The organism is Mesorhizobium sp. M0408 (genome assembly GCF_040321495.1).
GTDB lineage: Bacteria > Pseudomonadota > Alphaproteobacteria > Rhizobiales > Rhizobiaceae > Mesorhizobium.
Genome location: NZ_JAMYRO010000007.1, coordinates 90877 through 115277, shown reverse-complemented (window position 1 = coordinate 115277; position 24401 = coordinate 90877). Strand labels below are relative to the sequence as shown.

28 protein-coding genes and 1 pseudogene are annotated in these 24401 nt (G+C 63.0%); 15 read left to right on the top strand and 14 right to left on the bottom strand.

The window, feature by feature from the left end; all coding sequences use genetic code 11:
* Nucleotides 1–7 precede the first annotated feature (7 nt).
* A complete protein-coding gene (gene argB, locus NKI67_RS10670; protein WP_023677482.1) occupies nucleotides 8–901 on the top strand; it encodes an acetylglutamate kinase in 894 nt (297 codons plus the stop codon).
* A 19-nt stretch (nucleotides 902–920) separates the two neighbouring features.
* Here the strand turns inward: argB and bchE are convergent.
* Together bchE and NKI67_RS10660 are read right to left on the bottom strand one after the other, a co-directional pair.
* Nucleotides 921–2458 (bottom strand): annotated as a pseudogene (gene bchE, locus NKI67_RS10665) (magnesium-protoporphyrin IX monomethyl ester anaerobic oxidative cyclase).
* Nucleotides 2459–2560: 102 nt separating this feature from the next.
* Nucleotides 2561–3037: an Lrp/AsnC family transcriptional regulator gene (locus tag NKI67_RS10660; RefSeq protein WP_023677481.1), complete on the bottom strand. Its 477-nt coding sequence runs from the start codon at nucleotides 3035–3037 to the stop codon at nucleotides 2561–2563.
* Between the two features lie 140 nt (nucleotides 3038–3177).
* Here NKI67_RS10660 and phhA point away from each other — a divergent pair, with 140 nt between their 5' ends.
* Nucleotides 3178–4011: a phenylalanine 4-monooxygenase gene (gene phhA, locus NKI67_RS10655; RefSeq protein WP_023677480.1), complete on the top strand. Its 834-nt coding sequence runs from the start codon at nucleotides 3178–3180 to the stop codon at nucleotides 4009–4011.
* On the opposite strand, the gene NKI67_RS10650 is transcribed toward phhA, so the two are convergent.
* Entirely contained in the window at nucleotides 4006–4506 is a 501-nt protein-coding gene (locus NKI67_RS10650) for a MarR family winged helix-turn-helix transcriptional regulator (RefSeq protein WP_023677479.1), read from the bottom strand. The genes phhA and NKI67_RS10650 overlap by 6 nt on opposite strands.
* 93 nt (nucleotides 4507–4599) lie before the next feature.
* Between NKI67_RS10650 and NKI67_RS10645 the strand changes: the two genes are divergently transcribed.
* On the top strand, nucleotides 4600–4767 hold the full coding sequence (locus NKI67_RS10645) for a hypothetical protein (protein ID WP_023677478.1): 168 nt from the start codon (nucleotides 4600–4602) through the stop codon (nucleotides 4765–4767).
* Nucleotides 4768–4816: 49 nt separating this feature from the next.
* On the opposite strand, the gene NKI67_RS10640 is transcribed toward NKI67_RS10645, so the two are convergent.
* The gene (locus NKI67_RS10640; protein ID WP_023677477.1) at nucleotides 4817–5578 is read right to left on the bottom strand and encodes a GGDEF domain-containing protein; all 762 of its coding nucleotides are present in this window, start codon (nucleotides 5576–5578) and stop codon (nucleotides 4817–4819) included.
* 161 nt (nucleotides 5579–5739) lie between these two features.
* Here NKI67_RS10640 and NKI67_RS10635 point away from each other — a divergent pair, with 161 nt between their 5' ends.
* Complete coding sequence (locus NKI67_RS10635) at nucleotides 5740–6447, top strand: pyrimidine 5'-nucleotidase (protein ID WP_023677476.1); 708 nt, start codon at nucleotides 5740–5742, stop codon at nucleotides 6445–6447.
* 34 nt (nucleotides 6448–6481) lie between these two features.
* Here NKI67_RS10635 and NKI67_RS10630 read toward each other — a convergent pair whose 3' ends face one another.
* A complete protein-coding gene (locus NKI67_RS10630) occupies nucleotides 6482–7321 on the bottom strand; it encodes an LOG family protein (RefSeq protein WP_023677475.1) in 840 nt (279 codons plus the stop codon).
* A 145-nt stretch (nucleotides 7322–7466) separates the two neighbouring features.
* On the opposite strand from NKI67_RS10630, the gene dapD reads away from it, so the two are divergent.
* The 4 genes from dapD (at nucleotide 7467) to NKI67_RS10610 (ending at nucleotide 10975) form a co-directional block, all read left to right on the top strand.
* Complete coding sequence (dapD, locus tag NKI67_RS10625; protein ID WP_023677474.1) at nucleotides 7467–8321, top strand: 2,3,4,5-tetrahydropyridine-2,6-dicarboxylate N-succinyltransferase; 855 nt, start codon at nucleotides 7467–7469, stop codon at nucleotides 8319–8321.
* Between the two features lie 30 nt (nucleotides 8322–8351).
* Entirely contained in the window at nucleotides 8352–8729 is a 378-nt protein-coding gene (locus tag NKI67_RS10620) for a DUF805 domain-containing protein (protein ID WP_023677473.1), read from the top strand.
* Between the two features lie 21 nt (nucleotides 8730–8750).
* Nucleotides 8751–9539: a hypothetical protein gene (locus tag NKI67_RS10615; RefSeq protein ID WP_023677472.1), complete on the top strand. Its 789-nt coding sequence runs from the start codon at nucleotides 8751–8753 to the stop codon at nucleotides 9537–9539.
* 335 nt (nucleotides 9540–9874) lie between these two features.
* Complete coding sequence (locus NKI67_RS10610; protein WP_023677471.1) at nucleotides 9875–10975, top strand: GGDEF domain-containing protein; 1101 nt, start codon at nucleotides 9875–9877, stop codon at nucleotides 10973–10975.
* Here the strand turns inward: NKI67_RS10610 and NKI67_RS10605 are convergent.
* The gene (locus NKI67_RS10605; RefSeq protein ID WP_352645281.1) at nucleotides 10965–11996 is read right to left on the bottom strand and encodes a 2-dehydropantoate 2-reductase; all 1032 of its coding nucleotides are present in this window, start codon (nucleotides 11994–11996) and stop codon (nucleotides 10965–10967) included. The genes NKI67_RS10610 and NKI67_RS10605 overlap by 11 nt on opposite strands.
* Before the next feature lie 129 nt (nucleotides 11997–12125).
* Between NKI67_RS10605 and dapE the strand changes: the two genes are divergently transcribed.
* Together dapE and NKI67_RS10595 are read left to right on the top strand one after the other, a co-directional pair.
* Nucleotides 12126–13325, top strand: a complete 1200-nt coding sequence (gene dapE, locus NKI67_RS10600) for a succinyl-diaminopimelate desuccinylase (protein ID WP_352645279.1) — start codon at nucleotides 12126–12128, stop codon at nucleotides 13323–13325.
* 2 nt (nucleotides 13326–13327) lie between these two features.
* Complete coding sequence (locus NKI67_RS10595; RefSeq protein WP_023677470.1) at nucleotides 13328–13936, top strand: hypothetical protein; 609 nt, start codon at nucleotides 13328–13330, stop codon at nucleotides 13934–13936.
* Here NKI67_RS10595 and truA read toward each other — a convergent pair.
* Genes truA through def form a run of 4 tightly spaced genes read right to left on the bottom strand, consistent with a single transcriptional unit; the run spans nucleotide 13918 to nucleotide 16675 of the window.
* Nucleotides 13918–14673: a tRNA pseudouridine(38-40) synthase TruA gene (gene truA / locus NKI67_RS10590; protein ID WP_023677469.1), complete on the bottom strand. Its 756-nt coding sequence runs from the start codon at nucleotides 14671–14673 to the stop codon at nucleotides 13918–13920. The two genes, NKI67_RS10595 and truA, sit on opposite strands and share 19 nt — an antisense overlap.
* An 18-nt stretch (nucleotides 14674–14691) precedes the next feature.
* Nucleotides 14692–15201 carry a GNAT family N-acetyltransferase gene (locus NKI67_RS10585; protein ID WP_023677468.1) on the bottom strand — a complete coding sequence of 170 codons (510 nt, stop codon included), beginning with the start codon at nucleotides 15199–15201 and terminating at the stop codon, nucleotides 14692–14694.
* On the bottom strand, nucleotides 15198–16127 hold the full coding sequence (gene fmt, locus NKI67_RS10580) for a methionyl-tRNA formyltransferase (RefSeq protein ID WP_352635036.1): 930 nt from the start codon (nucleotides 16125–16127) through the stop codon (nucleotides 15198–15200). The genes NKI67_RS10585 and fmt overlap by 4 nt, the downstream gene beginning before the upstream one ends.
* A gap of 17 nt (nucleotides 16128–16144) precedes the next feature.
* Nucleotides 16145–16675, bottom strand: a complete 531-nt coding sequence (def, locus tag NKI67_RS10575; RefSeq protein ID WP_023676950.1) for a peptide deformylase — start codon at nucleotides 16673–16675, stop codon at nucleotides 16145–16147.
* Nucleotides 16676–16778: 103 nt separating this feature from the next.
* On the opposite strand from def, the gene NKI67_RS10570 reads away from it, so the two are divergent.
* A complete protein-coding gene (locus tag NKI67_RS10570) occupies nucleotides 16779–18041 on the top strand; it encodes a DNA recombination protein RmuC (RefSeq protein ID WP_023676951.1) in 1263 nt (420 codons plus the stop codon).
* A gap of 39 nt (nucleotides 18042–18080) precedes the next feature.
* On the opposite strand, the gene NKI67_RS10565 is transcribed toward NKI67_RS10570, so the two are convergent.
* The 3 genes from NKI67_RS10565 to NKI67_RS10555 all read right to left on the bottom strand — a co-directional run bounded on the left by NKI67_RS10565 (nucleotide 18081) and on the right by NKI67_RS10555 (nucleotide 20447).
* Nucleotides 18081–18485, bottom strand: coding sequence for a GFA family protein (locus NKI67_RS10565; protein ID WP_023676952.1), 405 nt, complete (start codon nucleotides 18483–18485; stop codon nucleotides 18081–18083).
* 67 nt (nucleotides 18486–18552) lie between these two features.
* Nucleotides 18553–19515 carry a cation diffusion facilitator family transporter gene (locus tag NKI67_RS10560; protein ID WP_023676953.1) on the bottom strand — a complete coding sequence of 321 codons (963 nt, stop codon included), beginning with the start codon at nucleotides 19513–19515 and terminating at the stop codon, nucleotides 18553–18555.
* Nucleotides 19516–19637: 122 nt separating this feature from the next.
* A complete protein-coding gene (locus tag NKI67_RS10555) occupies nucleotides 19638–20447 on the bottom strand; it encodes a transglutaminase-like domain-containing protein (protein WP_023676954.1) in 810 nt (269 codons plus the stop codon).
* Nucleotides 20448–20662: 215 nt separating this feature from the next.
* On the opposite strand from NKI67_RS10555, the gene NKI67_RS10550 reads away from it, so the two are divergent.
* Together NKI67_RS10550 and sugE are read left to right on the top strand one after the other, a co-directional pair.
* Complete coding sequence (locus NKI67_RS10550) at nucleotides 20663–20788, top strand: hypothetical protein (protein ID WP_013528464.1); 126 nt, start codon at nucleotides 20663–20665, stop codon at nucleotides 20786–20788.
* A 154-nt stretch (nucleotides 20789–20942) separates the two neighbouring features.
* Nucleotides 20943–21257 carry a quaternary ammonium compound efflux SMR transporter SugE gene (gene sugE / locus NKI67_RS10545; protein ID WP_023676955.1) on the top strand — a complete coding sequence of 105 codons (315 nt, stop codon included), beginning with the start codon at nucleotides 20943–20945 and terminating at the stop codon, nucleotides 21255–21257.
* 82 nt (nucleotides 21258–21339) lie between these two features.
* Here the strand turns inward: sugE and NKI67_RS10540 are convergent, their stop codons facing one another.
* Entirely contained in the window at nucleotides 21340–21768 is a 429-nt protein-coding gene (locus NKI67_RS10540; RefSeq protein WP_023676956.1) for a DUF6481 family protein, read from the bottom strand.
* Between the two features lie 230 nt (nucleotides 21769–21998).
* Between NKI67_RS10540 and NKI67_RS10535 the strand changes: the two genes are divergently transcribed.
* Nucleotides 21999–23060 (top strand): LLM class flavin-dependent oxidoreductase, encoded by a 1062-nt coding sequence (locus NKI67_RS10535; protein WP_023676957.1) that lies wholly within the window; start codon nucleotides 21999–22001, stop codon nucleotides 23058–23060.
* A 133-nt stretch (nucleotides 23061–23193) separates the two neighbouring features.
* Entirely contained in the window at nucleotides 23194–24354 is a 1161-nt protein-coding gene (locus NKI67_RS10530; protein ID WP_023676958.1) for an AI-2E family transporter, read from the top strand.
* Nucleotides 24355–24401 lie beyond the last annotated feature (47 nt).

The window sequence follows — 24401 nt, the reverse complement described above, 5'->3', positions numbered from 1 at the left end:
CACGCCGATGACGGATGTCGCCGCCACCGCCGAAATGCAGGCCGCGCTGCTTTCAAGGGCGCTGCCCTATATGCAGCGCTACGAGAACAAGACGGTCGTGGTGAAATATGGCGGCCACGCGATGGGCGACATCGCGCTCGGCAAGGCTTTCGCCCGCGACATCGCACTTTTGAAACAATCCGGCGTCAACCCGATCGTCGTGCATGGCGGCGGGCCGCAGATCGGCGCCATGCTCAGCAAGATGGGCATCGAATCCAAATTCGAGGGCGGCTTGCGCGTCACCGACCAGAAGACCGTCGAGATTGTCGAGATGGTGCTGGCCGGGTCGATCAACAAGGAGATCGTCGCGCTGATCAATGCCGAGGGCGAGTGGGCGATCGGGCTGTGCGGCAAGGACGGCAACATGGTGTTTGCCGAAAAGGCGCGCAAGACCATGATCGATCCGGATTCCAACATCGAGCGGGTGCTCGACCTGGGCTTCGTTGGTGAGCCTGTCGAGGTCGACCGCACATTGCTCGACCTCCTGGCGCGGTCCGAAATGATCCCGGTGCTGGCGCCGGTGGCGCCCGGCCGCGACGGCCATACCTACAACATCAACGCCGACACTTTTGCCGGCGCCATCGCCGGCGCCTGCCAGGCGACGCGCCTGCTGTTCCTTACCGACGTGCCCGGCGTGCTCGACAAGGACAAGAAGCTGATCGACGAGTTGACCGTGGCCGAGGCCAAGGCCCTGATCAAGGACGGCACTGTCTCGGGCGGCATGATCCCCAAAGTCGAGACCTGCATCGAGGCAATCGAGCGCGGCGTCGCAGGCGTCGTCATCCTCAACGGCAAGACGCCGCATGCGGTGCTGCTCGAGCTGTTCACCGAACACGGCGCCGGCACGCTGATCGTGCCGTGAGGCCGGGTGTCTGAGGGGCTCAGGCGTTTGGCGAAATAGCGGTCACGGACTGACGCGACAGGCGTTCGACAACCATCGATTCCTCTTCCTCGTCTTGCGGCGCGCCCCAGAATTCGGCGAGCGTCGGGCCATTTTTCAGGCGGCGGTCGCGGACCAGAAAGCCCCAGACTTCGCGGAACCAGACGCGGCGGCCCATTTTGGTGTACCAGCGCATCGAATGCCGTTGCTCCGGATCCTTGTGGAACAGGATGCGCGCCAGCGCCTTGGGCCGCGACTGCACGGCCAGTTCGATCAGCTTGATGGCGAAGAACAACATCCACGGCTTGAGGCGCGTCATCCGCAGCACCTGGTGCTTGTAGTCCCACAGGCGGGCGTCCAGTTGGATCACCTTGCGGTCCCTGGCAATCCTGAAGAACGGCGTCCAGCGGTGCGGCGTTACATAGAGCGCCTGGATCTGGTCGGGGTCATAAGCGATCAGCTGGCGGAAGCCGCGCCAGAGGTCGCGCAAACTTTCGTCCTCGAAACCGGCCACCCAGGTCGCCATCGACAAGATGCCATTGAGGCGCAGCAGCCGTATCGCCTCGCGGTCGGATGAGGTGCTGCCGCCCTTGCGGATCAATGCAAGCGTCTGCTCGTCGGTATTTTCCATGCCAAGCAGCCAGCGGATGACGCCGGCCTGGCGATAGAGATGCAGGCTGTCGGCGTCGCGGACGATGTCGTCGGCGCGGGTGGAGCCGACGATCAGCACCGGCACATTCTCGGCGATCATCGCATCGAGAAAGGCGCGCCAGGCTTTTTTGGACGACGTCGGGTTCTCGTCGGCAAGGTTGATCAGCTCGACGCCATGCTCGCGGTGTAGCCAGGCAATCTCCCGCGCGAACTTCCCGGGGTCGCGGTGCCGCCAGCGCGTCCAGAAGCCGCGCTGGCCGCAATAGTTGCACAGATGCGGACAGCCTCGCGAGAACTGCATGACCACCGCACGCTTGTCTCCCCAATAGCTATAGCGGCTGAAGTCGATCAGTTCCCAGCCGATGCGGTAATCGTCGAAATTGGCGTCGTCCTTGCCGGCCGGGTGGCAAAAGGACGGCGCGAATCGTCAGGAAAAGCGATCCCCGCCACGTCCGACAGCGGCTTGCGTTTCTCAAGCGCTTCGACCAGCGCGACGATTGTCGCCTCGCCCTCGCCGCGCACGATGAAGTCGAAGGCATGCGTTTCGGCCAGTATGTCGCGCCAGTGATAGGTCGGAAACACGCCGCCATAAATCAGGATTGTCGCTGGCTCGATGTCCTTGACCATGCCGGCGATCAGCAGGGCTGTCGGATGTGCAGAGGTCGAGCCGGAATGGCCGATCAGAATGCAGTCGGGATGGTCGCTCAAGGCGTCCCGGACCAGCGTGGCAAGCGCCATCGGCCCGAATTCGGCGTCCACAAGCCGTAGTTGATGTCCCGCGTCGATCAGCGGACCGCCCAGTGCCAGCAAGCCGAGCGGCGGCAGATGGTCGTCCGGCACACGGCTGCCGATGGCGGTATGCGGCGGGTTGATCAAGACGATTTTCATGGCGGGCCTTATGCAATGGCGGTCCGCATGTCGTAGTCGGCGATCTAGCTCTGGAGATTGGCTCGCTTCAGCAGTTTGTGTGCAGCTTTTCCGCAGAAATGCCTATCGTCTGAGATGTGCAAGCGGGACATGGCCAGGCCCCTTGATGTTCTGCAGCACAAGCTGCGTGTGTACGTCGCGCACGCCTTCGAGCCGCATCAGCCGGTGCATGACGAAGGCATTGAGCTCGTCGACCGACGGCACCATGACATGCAGCAGGAAATCGTAGTCTCCAGTCATCGTCCAGCACGACGACACCTCGTCCATGCGTTGCACGGCGGCGATAAAGGTTTCGGGCGAGCCGTCGCTGTGGGTTACGAGGCGCACCTGGATGAACACTTCGACCATCAGCCCGACGGCGCGGCGGCTGAGCACCGCAGCAAAGCCCTTTATGATGCCCGCTTGCTGAAGGGCCTCGAAGCGCCGCGCGCAAGGTGTCGTCGACAGCCCAATCTCCTGCGCCAATTCGGAGACCGGCTTGCGCCCGTCGCGTTGCAGGATGTCGAGCATCTTGATCTCGAATTCATCAAACTGAGGCATTTTCACTCTCCCAAAGCTCGACCGTGGAGTCTTTTACCTCCAACCCCGCATTTGAGCCACCATCAAAGCTGATTTGCCTCGCGCCATCCCGCTAGAATTTCCGGCAATCCGCTGATCATGATTTCCAGGGAGAGCAAGCCATGACAATGAACGTTGCCGACTATGCCCGCGAATGCGCTGCGCGAGGCCTTCGCGGCGATTATTCGGTCTGCCGTGCCGATTTCACCGTGGCGCAGGGCTACAATTATAGCGACCAAGAACAGGCGGTGTGGCGCACGCTGTGCGACCGCCAGACGAAGCTGACCAGGAAGCTCGCCCACCATTCCTATCTCGATGGCGTTGCGGCGCTCGGCCTTCTCGACAAGATCCCGGATTTCGGTGCGGTCAGCGAGAAGCTGCGCAAGCTCACCGGCTGGGAGATCGTCGCCGTGCCGGGGCTCATCCCCGCCCAGCCGTTCTTCGACCACCTCGCCAACCGCCGCTTCCCGGTCACCAACTGGCTGCGAACCCAAAAGGAGCTCGACTACATCGTCGAGCCCGACATGTTCCACGATTTCTTCGGTCACGTGCCGATCCTGACGCAGCCGGTCTTTGCCGACTTCATGCAGATGTATGGCAAAAAGGCCGACAGCGTGATTGCGCTCGGCGGCGACGAGATGATCACCAGGCTTTACTGGTACACCGTCGAATACGGGCTGATACGCGAGCCGGGCCAGCCGCTGAAGGCTTTCGGTGCCGGGCTGATGTCATCCTTCACCGAGCTTCAGTTCGCGGTCGAAGGCGGCGAGGCGCACCATGTCCCCTTCGACCTGGAAACCGTAATGCGCACCGGCTACGAGATCGATAAGTTCCAGCGCGCCTATTTCGTGCTGCCGTCGTTCGACGCCCTGCGCGATGCTTTCGAGACCGCCGATCTTGCGGCGATCGTGGCGCGCCGCAAAGGCGAGCCAGCGCTCGACCCGGCGAGCCTATAGGCTGTCGGCTGTTTCCAACGCCTCGGCCTTCAGCCGGGCCAGTTGGTCGCGCTGAAGGTCGAGGGACGCCGTGACGAAGCGCAGGATCGTGGCGAGCTCAGTGTCGCTGAATGTGGCGATCACCTTTTCCCCCTCCTGCGCGATCGCGCCATAATAGCGCGTCGATAGTTCTCGCGTGAGTTCCGTCGCCTCTATGACCACCTTGCGCCTGTCCTCAAGGCTGCGCGTTCGTGTCAGCAGGCCGCGCGCCTCCAGCCGGTCGATCAGCGCGGTGACCGCGGCCGGCGTCAATCCTGTTGCGGCCGCGACCTCGCCAGCCGATCGCGGGCCGCCATAGAGCAGCGCCAGGCAATGGCGTTCCGCCATACTCAGCCCAAGCCTATCGCCCACTGCCTCGTCATAAGCCTGCGTCGCGTCCTGCCAGCCCATAATGGCAAGGCTGATGGCGGTCTTCATGTCGGCCCGATTCATGCTTGACGAATTTATTTCGACCATCTAACTATCAATCTGCCTAACATTACGTCCATTATAGTAATATGCTGCATCAGGCGCAAGGCAAGGCCTGTCGCAGCCTGCAAGGAGTGAAACATGAATCAGACCCCGACGCGCGGCCCACTCACACCGGCCGAGGAGTTCAAATATGCCAAGCTGGCGATGGAGTGGTATGGCTGGGGCTCTCCCATTGGCCTTGGCATCGCTCTGGTGGCGCTGGCGGCGGCCGCCCTGCTGTTCCGCATCGCCATCTTCGGATTTTGACAGTCTGGCAGCGGCGCGGTTGAATGCAGCAGAAGGCTTAGGGCCGAGCTCAGGCGGCTTCGGAAATATCGCGGTCGATGATCGACAGATTGCGGCCGCGATGCTTGGCCTCGTAGAGCCGCTGGTCGGCGGCGCGCATTAGCTCCGACACTGCGGCGTCTCTGCCGCAGGTGATGCCGCCAATACTGACTGTCAGCGGAACCGTTCGTTCGTCGACGGGCCGGAAACGGATACGCTCGACTTCACGGCGGATGCGCTCGGCGATGCGCCTGGCCTCGTGTTCGGTGGCACCAATCAGAAGGGCGCAGAATTCCTCGCCGCCGATGCGGCCAAGCACGTCGCCGCTGCGCACGCCACGCTCTATCGCGTTTGCGATCAGGAGCAGCGCATCGTCGCCGATCAGATGGCCGTAGCTGTCGTTGATGGTCTTGAAATGGTCGGCATCGACGATCAGCAATGCCCCGCGATCGGATTTGCGCCGAGAGCCGTCGAGAGCGGCAAAGAAACTTTCGCGGTTGAGCATGCCGGTCATGTCGTCGCGGCTCGCCTTTTCCGCCAAGCGCCTGTGCGCGGCGGCGAGTTGGGCATGGGCGCGGGCGAGCTCGCGATGCGCGGTCTGCAACCTTTCGCCCTGCCAGAACGTATAGGCGCCGACGCTCCAGGCAAGCGCGAGCGGGCACACGGTGGATGTCAGCCAAATGGTGCGATTGATCGGAAACCCCATTGCCGGCACGACGATCAGCGTCAGCAAAAGCGAGACCGCGACGGAGGCGAAAGCGATGGCGGCAGACTTTAGAAATATGCGATTCATCGCTTGCTCCCACTGGTCCGCCTTGGTTCCAGCAAAGCGCTGAATGTCACCTTTCGGCGATGCTTAAGATTTTAATCATGGCGCCATTTTTACTACCCAGGGCGCGCATAGGTTGTGGATAAACCTCCTGTTAGAAAGATCGTTTCGTGCCATAAGGACGTATGACCACACTTCCCGACCCCGCCCGCTTTGCCCATGTCACCGACTGGGTGTTCGATCTCGACAACACGCTTTATCCGCACCATTCGAATCTGTTCTCGCAGATCGATGTGAAGATGACCGCCTACGTCGGAGAATTGCTGACGCTGCCGCGCGAGGAAGCACGCAAGCTGCAAAAGGAGCTCTACCGCGAATATGGCACGACGCTGAACGGATTGATGACGCGCCACGGCATCGACCCCGACGATTTTCTCGAGAAGGTCCACGACATCGATTATTCCTGGCTGGTTCCAGATCCCGTCCTAGGCACCGCCATTCGCCAGCTTCCCGGCCGTAAATTCATCTTCACCAACGGGGATCGCCGGCATGCCGAACGCACCGCGCGGCAGTTGGGCATTCTCGAGCATTTCGATGATATTTTCGATATCGTCGCAGCCGGACTGAACCCCAAGCCGGCGCGGCAATCCTATGAGAAATTTGCCGAACTCCACGCCGTTACCGGGCAAAATGCGGTGATGTTCGAAGATCTTGCCCGCAACCTGTCGGTGCCGAAATCGCTGGGCATGACCACAGTGTTGGTGGTGCCGCGCAATTTCGAGCCGACCTTCTCGGAAATCTGGGAACGCGACCCGGCCAACGAGGACGATGTGGACTTCGTCACCGACGACCTCGCCGGCTTTCTCACGGCGATCGTGGAAGTCCCTGCTTGAGGCAGCCGGCGCGCTTCAAGTCCTTGCTTGCATGTCAAAGTTTATAGAAGCGGCTGACGATCCCCCAGGCCTCGTCGGCAGTGTCGACGAAATCGATGATATCCTGGTCGCCGGGCGTGATCGTGCCTTGCTCGGCGAGGAAATCGAGGTCGATCGCCCTTGCCCAGAAAGCCTTGCCGAACAGGATGACCGGCACGCGTTCCATTCGGCCGGTCTGGATCAGGGTCAGCGTTTCGAAGAACTCGTCCATCGTGCCGAAGCCGCCTGGAAACACCGCAACGGCCTTGGCACGCATGACGAAATGCATCTTGCGGATCGCGAAATAGTGGAAGTTGAAGCAGAGTTCCGGCGTCACGTAGGCGTTTGGCGCCTGCTCGTGCGGCAGCACGATGTTGAGACCGATCGAAGGCGCGCCGACATCGTCGGCGCCACGATTGCCGGCCTCCATGACGCCCGGCCCGCCGCCGGTCACCACGACGAATTCGCGATAGTACGAGGTGGCCGACTGCTGCGAGCAGAGGCGGGCGAATTTGCGCGCCTCCTCGTAATATTTGCTGTTTTGCTCGAGGTTCTTCTTCTGCGTCTCGTTCTTGGCCGCCCAGGCTTCGCCGCCGGGCTCGGGAATGCGGGCGCCGCCGAACAGGATGACGGTCGATTGGATGCCGCGCTCGGCCAGGATCATCTCCGGTTTCAGCAGTTCGAGCTGCAGCCTGACCGCGCGCAACTCGCGCCGCGTCATGAAATCGGGATCGTTCCAGGCCAGCCGGTATGTCTCCGCGCGCGTTTGCGGCGTGTCCGGCACGCTTCTCGACCGCTCCAGATCCTCGTCCGAATGCGGCAGCGGCGTCCATCCCGCCTTTTCCATGGGAGTCATATTTGCTTTACCCGTCCAATCATTCACTTGCGCCGTCCCGTGACGCTGCTGCGATTGACCCTCCCCAAGCCTTCACATAGGGTCCGCGCGACTTTCAAACAGGTTAAGGCGCCGGCCCTTAACAGCTTGGTAATGGAGCGAATTCATGTCGAAGCCCGATCTCGCGAGCCTCGAGGAGATCATCGAGAACGCCTTCGAGGAACGCGACACGATTTCGACCGCAACCCGCGGCGAGACGCGCGAGGCCATCCAATCGGCGCTCGACCTGCTCGACCGGGGCGTCGCCCGCGTCGCCGAGCGGCAGGCCGACGGCAAATGGCACGTCAACCAGTGGCTGAAAAAAGCGGTGCTGCTGTCTTTCCGGCTCACCCCGATGGAGATCATAAAGGGCGGTCCCGGTCAGGCGGTATGGTGGGACAAGGTGCCTTCGAAGTTCGACGGCTGGAGCGCCGTCGATTTTGAGAAGGCGGGCTTCCGCGCCGTGCCGTCGTCGATCGTGCGCCGCTCCGCCTATGTCGCGCCCGGCGCCGTGTTGATGCCGTCCTTCGTCAATGTCGGCGCCTATGTCGACAGCGGCACCATGGTCGACACCTGGGCTTCGGTCGGCTCCTGTGCCCAGATCGGCAAGAATGTGCATCTGTCGGGCGGCGTCGGCATCGGCGGTGTGCTGGAGCCGATGCAGGCCGGCCCAACCATCATCGAGGACAATTGCTTCATCGGCGCCCGTTCCGAAGTGGTCGAAGGCTGCATCGTTCGCGAAGGCTCGGTGCTCGGCATGGGCGTCTTCATCGGCCAGTCGACCAAGATCGTCGACCGCGCCACCGGCGAGATCTTCTACGGCGAGGTGCCGCCTAATTCCGTCGTCGTCGCCGGCTCGCTGCCGGGCAAGCCTTTTCCAAACAACGAGCCCGGCCCCAGCCTCTACTGCGCCGTCATCGTCAAGCGGGTCGACGCCAGAACCCGTTCCAAGACATCGATCAACGAATTGCTGCGCGATTGATCTTTCTCAACGAATACGGACGGAATTCGCTTGCCTGACAGATCAGACCTCATCTGGCTTTTCTTCAGAACTTCGGGCCGCGTCAGCCGCGCGGCCTATTTTCTGGGAGGACTGCTGGTGGCCATCATACAGGCCCTCCCACTCTACCGTTTCACGCTGGTTCCGGAAGGCACTACCGAGAGCAACATGTGGTCGTTCATTTTCTTCATCGCCTTCATTGCCTCGCTTTGGTCGAACGTGGTGCTGGCGGTGAAGCGGTTGCATGACCTCGACAAGCCGGGCGTTGCGGCGCTGGTGCTGTTCGTGCCGGTTGTCTCGATTATCGCTTTCCTCGTGCTTTGCCTATTTCCCGGGCAGCCGGGACCCAACCGCTACGGCAAGCGCACCAACGCACCGGCCGAACCCTGAGCGCCGATCGGATATTTCGTCATGCGCTACCGCTCGCTTGATTCGAAACTGATCCTCGAAACCGCCGAACGGCTGGAAGAGCGCGTCGCCGAGCGTTTTCCCGATGCCGGCTTGCGCGGCGTCGCCGCCGAGCTCGTGTCGCTGTCGCGCGATCTGGCAAAGGCAGCCAAGGCGCTGGAGGCGCCGATCTGGTGGCTGCGCGGCCTCATCATCGCCGCCTTCGTCGTCGGAGCGCTGATGTTCCTGTTCGTCGGCACAATCCTGCCGCTCGGCCGCATCTCGGGAAACCACGATGCCTTCCAGTCGGTGCAAGGCATCGAAGCCTCCCTCAACATGATCATCCTCGCGGTGCTGGGCTTTCTGGCCCTGATTCGCTCCGAGGAGCGGATCAAGCGCAAGCGGGTGTTTCGCCAGCTCCACGGGCTGCGTTCGCTGATCCACGTCATCGACATGCACCAGCTGACCAAGGATCCGGCAACGCTTTCAGCCAGTTTCAAGCCGACTGCGCATTCGCCAGCCCGCATCACCAACGCCGCCGACCTTGCCCGCTATCTCGACTACTGCTCCGAGATGCTGTCGATCACCGGCAAGATCGCCGCGCTGTTTGCGCAGTCGGTCAATGACGCCGTGGTCATCGACGGCGTCAACGACATCGAGAACCTGGCTTCGAACCTCTCGCGAAAGATCTGGCAGAAGATCACGCTGATCGAAACCCCTCATGGGCAGCCGGCACGTGCGGCGAAGACCTATCCCGAGCCGGGTCCGCCGCGTCGGCCTGCAGTCCGCAGACAACCGGGGCCGGCAAGCTAAAACCGGCCATCCGGCGGCAGATCCGCTAGAACGGTTCATCGTTTCGCAGAAACGCCGAACCGCTCTATCTTTTTGTTTTGACGCAATTCCGGACGGAAAACCGCTTCACACTTTTCCTGGAATTGCTCCAGAGCGGCGGAACGGGGAGTTCCGAAAGCCCGGTTTTGCGCCGGATGCTCTAAGCGAATGTTAATCACCCTGGCCCAGCATGCCGGCGAAGACTGTGTCGACCGGCACGGAGCGCTCGACTGGCAAGCGACCTATCCCTGACCACCAAGGAGCCGCGCAAAACGTGGAGCGCCGCCGCTCGCCTGTTTGCCTGGTTCTCTTCGCCGATGAAATTGGAACCGGAAGCTGTCCGCGCCCGGCTTCTCGACACCACCTTCGAGCGCAAATTCGCGGTCCTGTTCGGCACCATCAGCGTTCTGTTGGTTGCGGTCAGCGCCGCTCTTGCCACCGGGGATTGGTGGCCCTACGCCTGGATTGCCGCCGACCTGATGCTTTTCACCGTCCGCGTTCTGCTGATGCGGGAATGCGAGCAGGCCCGCAGGCGCGGCTCGAAAGGGCCGCTGGCGGGCCTGATGGCAGCCAGCGGCGTCTGGTCGGTCGTTTTCGGCCTCGGCTGCTATGGCTGTGTTGCCAGCGGGAATATGGCGCTTTCCGTACTTGCCGCCTTGAATGTCGCAGGCGTCGTCGGCGTGGTGTCGTCACGCAATGCGGCGACCCCGCGCTTCGCCATATTCGTCATGTTGGCCGTAAGCCTGCCTTACGTGGTCGGTGCATTGTTTTCTGCGGCGCCCGGAATGCCGATCGTCGGAATTCAAACGCCGTTCTATGTGGCCGGCGTCATCATCGTGCTGCTTCAGAACCACGCAATCAATGCCCGCATGATCCGCGCCGAACTGGACAATCGCGACCTGGCCATCAAGGACGCGCTGACCGGCCTGCCAAACCGCATCTTCCTGCAGGAGAAATTGCGCGACATGTGCCGCGACCTTGCGGCGCCGGCCGCCAATGGCGGCAAGCCGTTTGCAGTGCTCAGCATGGATCTCGACGGTTTCAAACAGGTCAACGACCGTTTTGGCCACGCCGTCGGCGACGTGCTGCTGCGCAAGGTGGCCGAACGATTGAAGCGCGGCTTCCGTCCGGGGGACGTGGTCTTCCGTATCGGCGGAGACGAATTCGTCATTCTTTTGCCCGCAACCTCGGAGATCGAGGCCACCTACCTGGCAAAGCGGGCCATCGAAAAGGTCTCGGTGCCCTTCGACCTCGGAGTCGGCTCCGCCATCCATGTCGGCTTGAGCGTCGGCAGCGCATGCGCACCCGCCGACGGAGGCGATCCGGAAATCCTGCTCACCTGTTCCGACCATGCGCTCTACGAAGCCAAGCGCACCGGCAAGGGCCGTTACTGGGCGCCTGTGCGGGCTACGATCTGACGGTCGCGACAACGGCTTCCGGCGTCTGGCAGGGCGATCCGCGCCTCTTCTGCTCGGCCGCGCGCACCAGTGCCGTGACATGCTTCAGCAACGGCGCCGGCGTGCCGGCCTTTTCGGCCAAACGCAGGACCGCGCCTTGCAGTTCGCCGATCTCCGTCGGCCGGCGGCGCTGAAGGTCATCCCACATCGACGAACGCGCGGCAGGGTCGATGGCAAGCATCCGCCGCGCCAAGAACTTGAACAGCCAGTCGGGCAGGCGAAGCACTTTCGGCAGCAGCGCGGGACGCAGGCCGGCGATGCGAGCGGGTTCGATGCCCGTCGCCATCATTGCCGCCAATGCTTCGTCGATCTGGCCGGCCAGGATCAGCCGCCAGCGGCGATCGGCAAGCTCTGCCGCCAGCGGCAGGCCGGAAAGCGCCACCAGCGCGTTGTTGAGGTTGAGCAGCAGCTTGCCCCATAGCACCGCTTCGATGTCACCATGCGTGGCGACGGCAAAGCCCTCAACGTCAAGCAGTTCGTCAAGGCCTGTCGGACCCTGTTCGATCATCACCTTGCCGCCGCTGGCGCGGTGCAGACGAAGCGGCAATTCGCCCTCCGCCGATTGGACCACGTTGAACGGCACCATGCCCGCGAGCACCCGCCGGGCGGCGAGATGGGCTCGCAACTTATCGGCATTGTCGACGCCGTTCTGCAGACTGAGTACCACCGCATCCGGTCGGGCATGGGCCGCAATAAGCCCGGCCATGTCCTGCGTCGCGCCGCTCTTGACCGTTAGCAGGATGACATCGGCACCGGGGAATGCCGCGGCCGGATCGGCGGTGACCGACAATGCCTCCGGCTTGACGGATCGGTCGCGGCCATCACGGTCGGTGATGCGCAATCCACCTTTTTGCAGCGCCTTCTCGATGCGAGACCGCGCCAGCAGAACCACCTTTCGCCCGGCAAGTATCAGGCAGCCGGAGGCGTAGCAGCCGATACTGCCGGCACCGGCGATTACGATCGTCCTGCCATGCGTGATCATGCGATGGCCCTGTCCTGGTCGAGAGGCCTTGCCGCAACTATACGGCATGAAAACCATAATGTCGGCGGCATGGCTGGCCCTTATGTCTGGCCGTGACAGGCCTTGCGCTTTCGACTATCGCTTTTGCCCATGACGCTGCCTACCGATCCGACCAGAAATCTGGCTGCTCTCATCCGCTGCGCTTCCGTGACGCCCGCCGAAGGCGGTGCGCTGAGCGCGCTGGAAGAAATGTTGAAGCCGCTCGGCTTTGCCGTCGAGCGCCCGGTGTTTTCCGAATCCGGCACACCTGACATAGAGAACCTTTACGCGCGGCGTTCCGGCAACGGCCCGCATCTGATGTTTGCCGGCCATACCGATGTCGTGCCGGTGGGCGATGAAACAGCCTGGACGCACCCACCCTTTGGCGCCGAGATCGCCAATGGCGAGATGTTCGGCCGCGGCGCCGTCGACATGAAGGGCGGCATTGCTTGTTTCGTCGCGGCGGTAGCGCGACATATCGCGCAGAAGGGCGGCCCGAAGGGGTCGGTCTCGCTGCTGATCACCGGCGATGAGGAAGGGCCGGCGATTAACGGCACGACGAAGCTGCTCGAATGGGCGGCCGCCAAGGGCGAGAAATGGGATGCCTCGATCGTCGGCGAGCCGACCAATCCCGACGCGCTCGGCGATATGATCAAGATCGGCCGGCGCGGCTCGCTATCGGGCACGGTCGTCGTCAACGGCCGCCAGGGACACGCCGCCTATCCGCAGCTAGCCGACAACCCGGTGCGCGGCCTGGTGACGCTGGTCGACGCCTTGCTTGACCCCGTCTTCGACAACGGAACAAGGGATTTCCAGCCGACCAATCTTGAGGTCACCTCCATCGATGTCGGCAATCCTGCCACCAACGTCATCCCGGCGAAGGCGGCGGCTACCTTCAATATTCGCTTCAATGACACATGGACCGCCGAGACGATCCAGGCCGAGATCCACAACCGCCTCGACCGGGCGGCGAAACGCAAGAAATACCGCGCCGGCAAGAAGACGCCGGTCGACTACGAGATCGTCTGGCGCGACGGGCCGAGCCATGTTTTCCTGACACGCGACGACAGGTTGATCGAGACGCTTGGCGGCTCGATCAAGGCGGTGACCGGCAGGAAGCCGGCGCTCTCCACCTCCGGCGGCACCTCCGATGCCCGCTTCATCAAGGATTATTGTCCGGTGGTCGAATTCGGACTGGTCGGCAAGACCATGCACATGGTCGACGAACGCGTGGCGATTGCCGACCTCGAGACGCTGACGCAGATTTATCTGCGCTTCGTTGAAGACTGGTTTGCGCAGGACATATCCTAGTGATGCTTTCAGCGGATGAAACCTACGCTTCGCTTGCCGGTGCCTGGCGGCTGATGCTCGGCAAGGCCGACGGATTTCGCCTGCTCGACCTTTCGGCGGACGGATTCTGGAACTCCTTTTTTGCCATCGTTGTCGCGGCGCCGGCACTGATCGTCGGCTGGGTCGGTATTGCCAACGAAATCGGCGATCCCAACGCATTCGTCGGCCGTTTCAGCATGTTGATCCGCCTGGCAACCGTCGATATCGGCGCCTGGGTGCTGCCGCTCATAGGCCTCGCCCTGGTGGCGCCGCGGGTCGGCGTCGGCGGCCGTTTCGTCCATTATGTCGTGGCCAGCAATTGGGCCTCGGCGATCATCGCCTGGATGATGCTGCCATCGGCGTTGATCCGGCTTTTCCTGACGTCGGCCAACGAAGTCTCCGGACTCGTGTCGCTGCTGTTGTTCGCGCTGTCGATGGTCTTGACCTGGCGGATGACCAACGTTGCGATCGGCAGGGGTGCGGCCGCCGGCAGCGCCGTTTTTGCCGGCATGTTCGTGGCGTCGCTGATCGTCCTGTTCGGCCTGCAGGCGCTGCTCGGGATCAGCGTTCCGGATCAGCCAGGCGTCGGATAATCGACGCCGACGAGAAACAGCCCGTCGGGCGGCGCCACCTGACCGCAGGCCGCACGGTCGCGCGCCTCAAGCGCCGCCTTGAGGTCGGCAACAGTCCAGCCGCCTTCGCCGACACGTTTGAGCGAGCCGACCATCGAGCGCACCTGGTTGTGCAGGAATGACCGCGCCGAAGCGCGGACCTCAATGAAATCGCCCGCCCGGCTGACATCCAGCCGGTCGAGCGTGCGGACGGGGCTGGTGGCTTGGCACTGGGTCGAGCGGAAGGTGGTGAAATCATGCCGGCCAAGCAGCACCTTTGCCGCTTCGTGCATGGCACCGGCATCGAGCTGCTTCGGTACCCACCAGATCTTGCCCTTGTCGAGCGCCGCCGGCGCGCGGCGATTGACGATGCGGTAGAGGTAATGGCGGCTGATCGCCGAGAAACGCGCATCGAAGCCATCCGGCACGACGGCGGCCTTCAGGATGGCGATGCGCACCTTGGCCGCCTGCAGATGCGCGTTGACGGCGTCGCGCACCTTGTCGCCGGGCCATGCCTTGATCAGATCGACATGCGCCACCTGAGCGGTCGCATGGACGCCGGCATCGGTGCGGCCGGCGGCGCGCAGCGAAACCTGCTCACCACAGAACTTCTCGATCGCCTGCTCGATCGCCTGCTGCACCGATGGCTGGTTGGCCTGGCGCTGCCAGCCGGCGAAGAGACTGCCGTCATATTCGATGTCGAGGCGAAAACGCGGCATTCCCGGATCGAGGCGAAATCAGGCGGCGAGGGCTGAGCCGAAGGCCGAGGCGTAGACCAGCCTGCCGGTCTCCGGCGCCTCGCCCCAGGCAAGCGCCTGCAAAGCCTCGCTTTGGTAGTCGCTGTCGAATTTCGCGGCACGGGCACGGCTGTAGCCGAAACGCCCATAATAGGCCGGATCGCCGAGCACCACGGCGAGCGTCTCGCCGGCAGCTTTCAGGCGGATATGCGCCTCGCGGACCAGCGCACCGCCGATGCCGGTGCCGTGGAACGACGGCTCGACCGCTAGAGGCGCCAGCGCCACCGCCGGGAAACTCTTGCCGCCATTCTGCACGAAGAGCCGTGAAAACAGGATATGGCCGACCACTTGCCCGTCTTCGTCCGCCACCAGTTCGACGACGGCATCACCGCCGGTGACCAGCGCGTCGACCAGTCCGGCCTCCGTCTGCTGGCCGAACGCGTGTTCTTCGACAAGGCGGATCGCCTCGCGGTCCCGCGGCGTCGCCGCGCGTATGGACATCATGCTCATGACAATTTCATTCCTTTTTCGAGCTTGGCCCCGCGCAGAAACTCCTGCGCGGCAATGGGCCTTCCGCCCGCACGTTGAACTTCGACCGGCCTGATCGCGCCTGACCCGCAGGCGACCGTCAGCCGGTCATCGAGAATTCCTCCCGGTTCGCCGGCGCCTTGCGAGAGCGTCGAGCGAAGCAGTTTCAGCCGTTCCACGCGGCCGCCGATTTCGGCCTCGCACCATGCACCGGGAAAGGGCGACAGGCCGCGAATCTGGTTGTGCACGTCGCCGGCAGGTCGCAGCCAGTCTATGCGAGTCTCCGATTTATCGATTTTCTTGGCGTAGGTCACCCCCACCTCCGCCTGTGTGGTAAATGTCAGCGTATTCCGCTCCAGCCGTTCGAGCGCTTGCACGATCAGCGCAGCACCGAGGACCATCAGCCGGTCGTGCAGATCGCCGGCCGTCATGTCGGGTCCAATGGGACATTTTTCAACCATTGCCACCGGCCCGGTGTCGAGGCCTTCCTCCATCCGCATCACCATAATGCCCGTTTCGGTATCGCCGGCCATGATGGCGCGCTGGATAGGGGCAGCGCCGCGCCAGCGCGGCAATAGCGATGCGTGACCGTTGAGGCAACCGAGCCGCGGCGCCTCGAGAATGGGTTTGGGTAGAAGCAATCCGTAGGCGACGACCACGGCGACGTCGGCACGCAAGGCGCGGAACGCCTCCTGCTCCGCCTCGCTCTTCAGCGACACCGGCGACCGCACCTCGATGCCCAGCCGCTCCGCCTCGCGCTGCACCGGCGACGGCGTCAGTTCGAGCCCGCGCCGGCCGCCGGCGCGCGGCGGCTGCGTGTAGACGGCCGTCAACCCGTGCCCGGCCCCGGCAATCGCCCGCAGCGTCGGCACGGAGAATTCAGGCGTACCCATGAAGATGACACGCAGGGGCATTTCGTCGACGCCTACCCCACCATCTTGCCCGGCGCCTTGTCCCTGGCGAGCTTCTTGAATTTCTTGACCACCATGTCGCGCTTCAGCTTGGAGATGTGATCGATGAACAGCACGCCGTTGAGGTGGTCGATTTCATGCTGCAGGCAGGTCGCCATCAGCCCCTCGGCCTCGATCTCCTGCAGCTTGCCGTCGCGGTCGAGAAACTTCACCCGCACCGCCGCCGGACGCTCGACCTCGGCATAGTAATCCGGGATCGACAGGCAGCCTTCCTCGTAGACCGAACGCTGGTCGGAGCTTTCGAGGATTTCGGGATTGATGAAGACGTGCGGTGCCGGCGTCTCGTCCTCTTTGGCCAGGTCGATCACCAGCATGCGCAAGGGTTCGCCGACCTGGATCGCTGCGAGGCCGATGCCGGGCGCGTCATACATGGTGTCCAGCATGTCGCCGGCCAGTTTGCGCAGATCGCCGTCGACACGCTCGACCGGTTTTGAAACCTGGCGCAGGACGGGATCGGGGAGGATGATAAGCGGCTTGATCGACATGGCGTCTCACCTAAGACCTCGCAGGAAAAGCGTCAACCGGGGCGCCTTCGGGTCGTTCACGTTTTGATCTGTGCCGGCAGACCGAATCATCTATGCTGTCGACATGAACGATCTGGCCACCATCCTGTCCGAACCTGTCGCCCGCCTCGGCGCCACCACGATCACGCTCGGCCAAGCCCTGGGTTTCGGCGCAATGCTGTTCCTCGGCCTGTTCGTGGCGCTCGTCGTTGCGCTCTGGCGATCGGCCAAGGCGCGTGCAGTGGCGGCCGCCGAAGCCGCCGACCACGCCCGCGACGCCGAGGGGCGGATGGCTGGTATCTTGGCAAGCCAGGCGGAAATGCAGGGCCGCATGGGCGCCATCGCCGAAGTGTTCGGGGCGCGCCAGGCGGAACTGACACAGTCGATCGGCCAGCGTCTCGATGCCATGACCGGCCGCCTGGGCCAGACCATGACCGAGCAGACGAGATCGACGCATGAGAGCCTCGCCAAGCTGCAGGAACGGCTGGCGGTCATCGATATCGCGCAAGGCAACATCCAGTCGCTGGCCGGCCAGGTCGTGCAATTGCAGGCGATCCTTTCCAACAAGCAGACGCGCGGCGCCTTCGGCCAGTCGCGCATGGAAGCCATCGTCGCCGACGGATTGCCGCACGGCGCCTATGAATTCCAGGCGACCTTGTCGAATGGCAGCCGGCCCGACTGCCTGGTGAAGATGCCGAACGGCGCACCGTCGCTTGCCATCGACGCAAAGTTTCCGCTCGAGGCGTGGAATGCCATCCGTGCCGCCGAAGGCGCCGACCTGCAGAAGTCCGCCGCACAGGCTTTCCGCCGCGACATCGAGGTGCATGTCCGGGATATTTCCGAAAAATACCTGATCCAGGGCGAGACGCAGGACACCGCCTTCATGTTCGTGCCCTCAGAATCGGTGTTCGCCGAAATCCACGAGAATTTCGAGGCCGTTGTCCAGAAGGCGCATCGATCGCGGATCGTCATCGTCTCGCCATCGCTTTTGATGCTGTCGATCCAGGTCATCCAGGCGATCCTCAAGGATGCCCGCATGCGCGAGCAGGCACACCTGATCCAGGGCGAGGTTATCCGGCTGATGGAAGACGTCTCCCGGCTCGACGAGCGGGTGCGCAAATTGCAGACGCATTTCGGTCAATCGGCCAAGGATATCGAGGACATCCTTGTCTCGACATCGAAGGTGACCAGGCGCGGACAAAAGATCGAGGCGCTGGAGTTTGGCGTGCAGCCGGCGGAGGACACCGCTGGTTCGAATGGCAGCGGAGCAAAAGCGGAAATCAGCCCGCGCGTCGCCGATTCGAAAACCGGGCAGTTGAGGCTAAGGGTCGTCGAAGGCGACGATTGAGAGCTACGCCGGAACCGGAGGCTTCGCCCGGGTCTGGCGCTACTGCTCCTCGATGATGGTTGTGCCTTCGAATTCCGGCAGCCAATGCAGCGCCGAGCGGTGCCAGATCTGCTTTCTCGGCACCAGTTGCTCGCGCTGCCGTGCCGTGCCGACCCTGATACCGTAAACCTTCGGTCCCTCGCCCGCCGACGTGGCGTAGAGATGCGAGCCGCACTCACCGCAAAATGCCTGGGCGCGCTTGGCGCCGCTCGAACCGGTCTTGATGTAGATCTTCGGCGTGCCCTTGGTGATCCTGTAATTGTCCTCGGACGCCGGCACGGTGACGCGAAAGGCCGTTCCGGTTAGCTTCTGACAATCGATGCAGTGACAAATGGTGGTCTTTTCCGGATCGACTTCGGCCTCGTAAGTGATAGCGCCACAATGACACGCGCCGTCGATTTTCATCTTCGTTCCTCCTGGAGCTTTTGCCCGCGATCATAACCGGGACTGCCCGATGGCGCAGCCATTTTCCTCAGGCCGGTTCCCCTCCGGACGCCGCCAAGGTCTTGCTCCGGCGTTCCCAGGTGCCGGTGGTCTGCGGCTTGACGAAGAGCCGCGTCACCTCCGGCATCTCCGCCTTCAGCCGCGTCTCGAGGCGCTCGACACAGGTCTCTATCTCCGGCGCCGACAAATGATCCTCGAACTCGATGCTCAAAGCGGCGACGATCTCCTGCGGACCCATATGCAGCGTCAGCACGCCATTTGCCCGTTGCACCGCCGGGTCCTGCTGGACGATGGCCAGCACCTCTGTTTGCACCTCGGGCGAGGCCGGCTCGCCGAGCAGCAGGCTCTTGCTTTCGCGCGCCAGGAAGATCGCGGTCCCGCCCAGGATGAGCGCGATGCCGATCGACGCGGCGCCGTCGAGCTTCGGCATGTCCAGCAATTCCGCCGCCAATATGCCGGCGAAGGCGACAACGAGGCCGAGAAGTGCCGCGCTGTCCTCGAAGAGTACGGTGTAGACACTCGGATCCTTGCTGAGCTGCACCGCCTCGAGCCAGCCGTGGCTGCCTTTTTGGTGGCGGAACTCCTTCAGCGCCACCAGCCAAGAGGTGCCTTCGAAGAGGAAGGAAAGGCCAAGGACAGCGTAGTTCACCTTGGCGTTGGCAATCGGCTCCGGCGCCATGATGTGCGTCACGCCTTCGTAGAACGATATGCCGGCACCCAGTGCAAAGACGAGGAGCGCAACGATGAAGCTCCAGAAGTACAGCTCGCGGCCATGGCCGAGCGGATGCGTGCGGTCGGCCGGCCGGGCGGCACGGTGCATGCCGTAAAGCAGCAGGCTGCCATTGCCGGTATCGACGAGCGAGTGGACGCCTTCCGAGAGCATTGCCGAGCTGCCCGTGAACAAGGCAGCGGCAAATTTGGTCAGTGCGATCGCAAGATTTCCGGCGAGCGCCGCATAGATCACTTTTTTCGACCCGCCATGCGCCGCCATGGTGTGCTGCCTTGGTTGATGCACCGAGATTGGCGGAGCGCCCGCCCACGCTCCACAGTCCCCACAACGCCCGAAGTGCCCAGTTGTTCACAAGGTCAGTTGTTCAAAAGGGCGGCGCGGGGCTATTCGACGACCTCGTCCGTCCAGACCTTGAAGCCAGCCAGCGCGCCCGGCCCAAAAATGTGGGTCAGCGGCACATCGGCGGCATCGCGTCCGGAGGCAATCAGGATGCGGCCGATGCGCGGCGCGTTATTGCGCGGGTCGAACGCATGCCAGCGGCCGCCGAGATAGACCTCCATCCAAGCGGCGAAATCCATGTCCGACCACGGCTTTGGCAGGCCGATATCACTGATATAGCCGGTGCAGTAGCGGGTCGGAATGTTCAGGGCGCGGCAGAAGGCAACAGCGAGGTGAGCAAAGTCGCGGCATACACCACTCTGCTCGCGATAGGCCTCGGCGGCGGTGCGCGTCGGCCGTGCATTGAAATAGTTGAAGACGATGTGGTTATGGACGAAGTCGCAGACCGCCTGGACGCGCGGAATGCCGAGCGGGGTGTTGCCGAACAGCCGCCACGCTTCATTCGACAGCACGTCGCTCTCGCAATAACGGCTGGGCAGCAGGAACAGCAGCGTCTCCGACGGCAGATCGCGCACCTCGTGCTGCCACGCCGTCAGCTCGCGCGTCTCGAAGGAGCCGGGGTCGCGGATCACCGCGTCCGTGCCGAACGCAAAGCGCCCGGCCGGCGCAACGAAACGGTTGCACCAATTGCCGAAACTGTCGCGGTAGCTTTCGATCGGCACCGGCGGGTTCGACGTCAGGAAGTCCGGCCGCTCAAGATCGGATGCGCGCGAATAATGGACGTTTAGCATCGCGATCAGCGGTGTTTCCTGCGGGAAGTCGAAGCTCATCTGGCAACCGATGTGGATCCGCATTGTCGTCCTGACCGGCCTGCCTGATCATCAGCCGGCGAAACGCAAGGGCTGATGCTGCAGTGCGAAGAAGACCATGGCACGGACCGCTGCGGTTTACGAGGGAATTAGAAACCAGTTGACAGCCATCGGCCAGGGCGACTGCACGGCAGCGGCCTCTTGCAGTCGAGCGTTTTCTCTTGTTTCACTTCGCCAGACATCAACTGGAGGAACGAGTCATGGCTAAGGGTGCGATGAAGGCAGGCAAGGAGGCCCGCAAGCCGAAGAAGGACGCGAAGAAACCGGCTCCGGCGCCGGCCCTGAAGGCACCGCCGGTGAAGGCGATGAAGCTGAAGGACAAGTAGGGCCGCAGCTACCGTTTCGGCTTATCTCGACCGGCCGCAAACGCGGCCGGTATGATTGTTCACTAAGCTCACGCGCATCCCCTATGGATGCGGCGAAGGCAATTTTTGCGCTTTTCAAGAAATCGGCCGGAAGCCATCGAAACGGAGCGTTCCGATGTCGTGGATCTTCCTGTTGTTCGCCGGACTGTTCGAGATCGGCTGGGCGATCGGCCTCAAATACACCGACGGATTCTCGAAGCCGCTGCCGACCGTCCTGACGGTAGCCTCGATGATCGTCAGCCTAACCTTGCTCGGCCTGGCGCTGAAGGCGTTGCCGGTCGGCACCGCTTACGCGGTGTGGACCGGCATCGGCACCGTCGGCACGGCGCTGCTGGGGATCTGGCTGCTCGGGGAACCAGCGACCGCGATCAGGCTGGCCTGCATCGCGCTAATCGTCTGCGGCATCATGGGACTGAAGCTCGCGGCTTAGCCGATTCTGACAGACGAACGCGTTCAGGGCCCCTGCAAGGCGGCCCTGATTCTTGAATTCGGCTGATCAGTGCCGAAAGGCGCTATCGCGCGGAGAAGCCGGGCGGCGTCCTGCCGGTGCGCTGCTTGCGCGCGGCATAGCGTGCGTCACGCTTGGCCTTGCGTTCGGCCTCGTCGGCAAGAAAACGGGCGATCCGCTCGTTCTCTTCAGCTTCCCGGATCTTCGCTTCGGCCTGTGCGGCTTCTTCCGCGGCGATGCGTGCCGCTTCGGCAGCTGCCTCGCGCTCGGCCTTTTCGGCCGCTTCGCGCGCCAGCTTTTCCTGCTTCAGCCTGGCCTTTTCGGCCTCGCGTATCGCGCGGGCCTCGAGGATCGCCTTGCGCTCGGCCTGTCGTGCCAGCACCGCTGGATCATCTGGCGCCGGCTTTGCCTTGAAGCGCTCCAGAAGCGCCTTCTTTGCCTCGTTTGCGGCATTGCGCCGCTCGAAAACGTCTTTTTCCCTATAGATAGCCAAGTCCACTTCCCTGAAGTCAATTTGCGAGGCTTACATACGCGCGAAAACCGAGAGTTCAAGCGCCAAAACGGTATGCCAGCCATGAAATTCTGATCTGTTGCAGCCGGGAGACGCCATTTCGATTGAATTCGGCTGAAAGGCACCCGCACTGTTCACCATCCAGGCATCTGGCGGGGCGGCGGACTGATCGCTACGTGTAGCGCCAAGACAAAACGCTGAGATGACACACTATGGAACTCGGTCTCTACACCTTCGCCGACGTCAGCCCGGAACCAGGTCCCGGTGCGATCGGTGCGCATGAGCGGATGCGCAACCTGATCGAGGAGATCGAGCTCGCCGACCAGGTCGGGCTGGACGTCTTTGGTCTCGGCGAGCACCACCGTCCCGACTATGCTGCCTCGGCTCCGGTGGTGGCGCTGGCGGCGGCGGCCGAACGGACCAAGCGCATAAGGCTGACCAGCGCTGTCACCGTGCTGTCGTCCGACGATCCGGTGCGCGTCTTCCAGCAGTTTGCCACCCTCGATCTTCTGTCCGGCGGCCGTGCCGAGATCATGGCCGGGCGCGGCTCGTTCATCGAGTCCTTTCCGCTGTTCGGCTACAATCTCGAAGATTATGACGAGCTCTTCGCCGAGAAGCTCGACCTGCTGCTCGCCATCCGCGATCATGTCAAGGTGACCTGGTCGGGCAGTCTGCGCGCGCCGATCAACGACCGCGGCGTCTATCCGCGGCCCTTGCAGGACAAATTGCCGATCTGGATCGCCGTCGGTGGAACACCGCAATCCGTCGCCCGCGCGGGCGTGCTCGGGTTGCCGCTGGCACTGGCGATCATCGGTGGCGAGCCGGCGCGGTTCGCACCGCTGTTCGACATCTACAGGGATGCAGCCAGGCGCGCCGGCAACGATCCGGCAAGCCTTGCCACCAGTCTCAACGTGCACGGCTTCATTGCCGACACCACGGACCAGGCAGCCGACGATTTTTACGGGCCGCAGGCCGAGGTGATGAACCGCATCGGCCGCGAGCGCGGCTGGGGGCCGACATCGCGGGCGCATTTCGACCAATCGCGCGGCCCAAACGGCGCGCTGTTCGTCGGCAATCCAGAACAGGTGGCCGAGAAGATCATTGCCCAGCACAGGATATTCGGCAACGACCGCTTCCTGCTGCAAATGGCGATCGGCACCATGCCGCACGCCAAGGTGATGAAGGCCATCGAACTCTACGGCACCAAAGTGGCGCCGATCGTGCGCCGGGAAACTGCGAAGGCCGTTCCCGCCGTGGCGGCGCCGGTTGCCTGATTCCCAGTCACCTGATTTATTGGCAAGGCCGCGAGGCGGCCTTGCCGGTGACGCCGGCTAACGGAACCTTGAAGCGACAGAGGCGTTTTCGCCAACGGTCTGCACCAATCGCGGTGTGCCGCCGAGGGTCAGAATGAAAGCCGAACCCGACGCTTCGGGCGCAAGCGCTGCCGAAAGCCCGGATCCGCGCGTCGAGGCGCGGGCGGATGCGCATCTGATGCGTTCGCTGCTCGTCGGCATCTTCATTCTCATGGCGATCTACGCGCTTTACTTCGCCCGCGCCTTCTTCATGCCGGTCATTCTGGCTTTCCTGCTGGCGCTGACGCTGACGCCGATCGTTCGCTTCCTGCGCAAGCATGGCATGCCCGATGTCATTTCAGCGACACTGTTGGTGCTGCTTTCGTTCTGCCTCGTCGCCGTCGCGGGATATCTGCTCAGCGGCCCGGTCATCGACCTCATCAACAACACCTCGACGATCGGCCAGCAGCTTACCGAACGTTTGGCACAACTGCGCCGTCCGTTCGAACGGATCGTGGAGATTTCGCGCCAGATCGAGGGCCTGACACAGACATCCCAGGAGCCAGGCGTTCAGAGGGTGGCGACGGCGCCATCCGGTATTCTCTCGCAGGCCGCCGGCAATGTGCTGTCGGCCGGCGCCAGCGTTACCATCGTCTTCGTCCTGTCGCTGTTCCTGCTCGCCTCGGGCACGATGTTCTATGAAAAGATCGTCCAGTCCTTCCCCAGTCTCAGCGAAAAGAAGCGGGCGCTGCGCGTCGTCTACGACGTAGAACGTGAAATCTCGCATTATCTGCTTACTGTCACGGTCATCAATACATGTCTCGGCGTGGTCATCGGGCTCGGCCTGTGGGCGCTCGGCGTGCCCAACGCGCAGGTCTGGGGCGCGGCAGCGGCTCTGCTCAATTTCCTGCCCTATATCGGGGCGCTGACCACCATCACGCTGGTTACGATCATCGCGCTGATAAGCTTCGACACGATTTCCTATGCGCTGCTGGCGCCGGCCTTCGTCCTTATGTGCGATGTCGTCGAAGGCCAGTTCGTGACGCCGACGGTGGTCGGCCGCCGTCTCGAAATCAACGCAGTGGCGATCCTCATCGCCATCGCCTTCTGGTCATGGCTGTGGGGTTTTGTCGGCGCGCTGCTGGCGGTGCCTCTGCTGGTCGTCATCAAGGTGTTCTGCGATCATTTCGACGGTCTCAGCCATGTCGGCAATTTCCTGGCGGCGCAACACACGGCAGCGATCGAGGACGAAGAGATTCCCGAGGTGAAAAAGTAGCGGCTTAAAGGGTCAAAAGCGTCCCCCCGATGGGGCAGATCACGACC

What these genes read in the sequence shown, in the direction of transcription:
- NKI67_RS10650 (WP_023677479.1), bottom strand. Translation starts at nt 4,506, where the DNA reads ATGGTCGAAATAAATTCGTCAAGCATGAATCGGGCCGACATGAAGACC.
- NKI67_RS10615 (WP_023677472.1), top strand. Translation starts at nt 8,751, where the DNA reads ATGCGCTACCGCTCGCTTGATTCGAAACTGATCCTCGAAACCGCCGAA.
- NKI67_RS10635 (WP_023677476.1), top strand. Translation starts at nt 5,740, where the DNA reads ATGACCACACTTCCCGACCCCGCCCGCTTTGCCCATGTCACCGACTGG.
- NKI67_RS10660 (WP_023677481.1), bottom strand. Translation starts at nt 3,037, where the DNA reads ATGCCTCAGTTTGATGAATTCGAGATCAAGATGCTCGACATCCTGCAA.
- NKI67_RS10645 (WP_023677478.1), top strand. Translation starts at nt 4,600, where the DNA reads ATGAATCAGACCCCGACGCGCGGCCCACTCACACCGGCCGAGGAGTTC.
- sugE (WP_023676955.1), top strand. Translation starts at nt 20,943, where the DNA reads ATGTCGTGGATCTTCCTGTTGTTCGCCGGACTGTTCGAGATCGGCTGG.
- NKI67_RS10530 (WP_023676958.1), top strand. Translation starts at nt 23,194, where the DNA reads ATGAAAGCCGAACCCGACGCTTCGGGCGCAAGCGCTGCCGAAAGCCCG.
- NKI67_RS10605 (WP_352645281.1), bottom strand. Translation starts at nt 11,996, where the DNA reads ATGATCACGCATGGCAGGACGATCGTAATCGCCGGTGCCGGCAGTATC.
- phhA (WP_023677480.1), top strand. Translation starts at nt 3,178, where the DNA reads ATGACAATGAACGTTGCCGACTATGCCCGCGAATGCGCTGCGCGAGGC.
- NKI67_RS10550 (WP_013528464.1), top strand. Translation starts at nt 20,663, where the DNA reads ATGGCTAAGGGTGCGATGAAGGCAGGCAAGGAGGCCCGCAAGCCGAAG.
- NKI67_RS10595 (WP_023677470.1), top strand. Translation starts at nt 13,328, where the DNA reads ATGCTTTCAGCGGATGAAACCTACGCTTCGCTTGCCGGTGCCTGGCGG.
- dapD (WP_023677474.1), top strand. Translation starts at nt 7,467, where the DNA reads ATGTCGAAGCCCGATCTCGCGAGCCTCGAGGAGATCATCGAGAACGCC.
- truA (WP_023677469.1), bottom strand. Translation starts at nt 14,673, where the DNA reads ATGCCGCGTTTTCGCCTCGACATCGAATATGACGGCAGTCTCTTCGCC.
- NKI67_RS10560 (WP_023676953.1), bottom strand. Translation starts at nt 19,515, where the DNA reads ATGGCGGCGCATGGCGGGTCGAAAAAAGTGATCTATGCGGCGCTCGCC.
- NKI67_RS10640 (WP_023677477.1), bottom strand. Translation starts at nt 5,578, where the DNA reads ATGAATCGCATATTTCTAAAGTCTGCCGCCATCGCTTTCGCCTCCGTC.
- NKI67_RS10555 (WP_023676954.1), bottom strand. Translation starts at nt 20,447, where the DNA reads ATGCGGATCCACATCGGTTGCCAGATGAGCTTCGACTTCCCGCAGGAA.
- NKI67_RS10630 (WP_023677475.1), bottom strand. Translation starts at nt 7,321, where the DNA reads ATGACTCCCATGGAAAAGGCGGGATGGACGCCGCTGCCGCATTCGGAC.
- NKI67_RS10535 (WP_023676957.1), top strand. Translation starts at nt 21,999, where the DNA reads ATGGAACTCGGTCTCTACACCTTCGCCGACGTCAGCCCGGAACCAGGT.
- def (WP_023676950.1), bottom strand. Translation starts at nt 16,675, where the DNA reads ATGTCGATCAAGCCGCTTATCATCCTCCCCGATCCCGTCCTGCGCCAG.
- NKI67_RS10610 (WP_023677471.1), top strand. Translation starts at nt 9,875, where the DNA reads ATGAAATTGGAACCGGAAGCTGTCCGCGCCCGGCTTCTCGACACCACC.
- dapE (WP_352645279.1), top strand. Translation starts at nt 12,126, where the DNA reads ATGACGCTGCCTACCGATCCGACCAGAAATCTGGCTGCTCTCATCCGC.
- NKI67_RS10585 (WP_023677468.1), bottom strand. Translation starts at nt 15,201, where the DNA reads ATGAGCATGATGTCCATACGCGCGGCGACGCCGCGGGACCGCGAGGCG.
- argB (WP_023677482.1), top strand. Translation starts at nt 8, where the DNA reads ATGACGGATGTCGCCGCCACCGCCGAAATGCAGGCCGCGCTGCTTTCA.
- NKI67_RS10565 (WP_023676952.1), bottom strand. Translation starts at nt 18,485, where the DNA reads ATGAAAATCGACGGCGCGTGTCATTGTGGCGCTATCACTTACGAGGCC.
- NKI67_RS10570 (WP_023676951.1), top strand. Translation starts at nt 16,779, where the DNA reads ATGAACGATCTGGCCACCATCCTGTCCGAACCTGTCGCCCGCCTCGGC.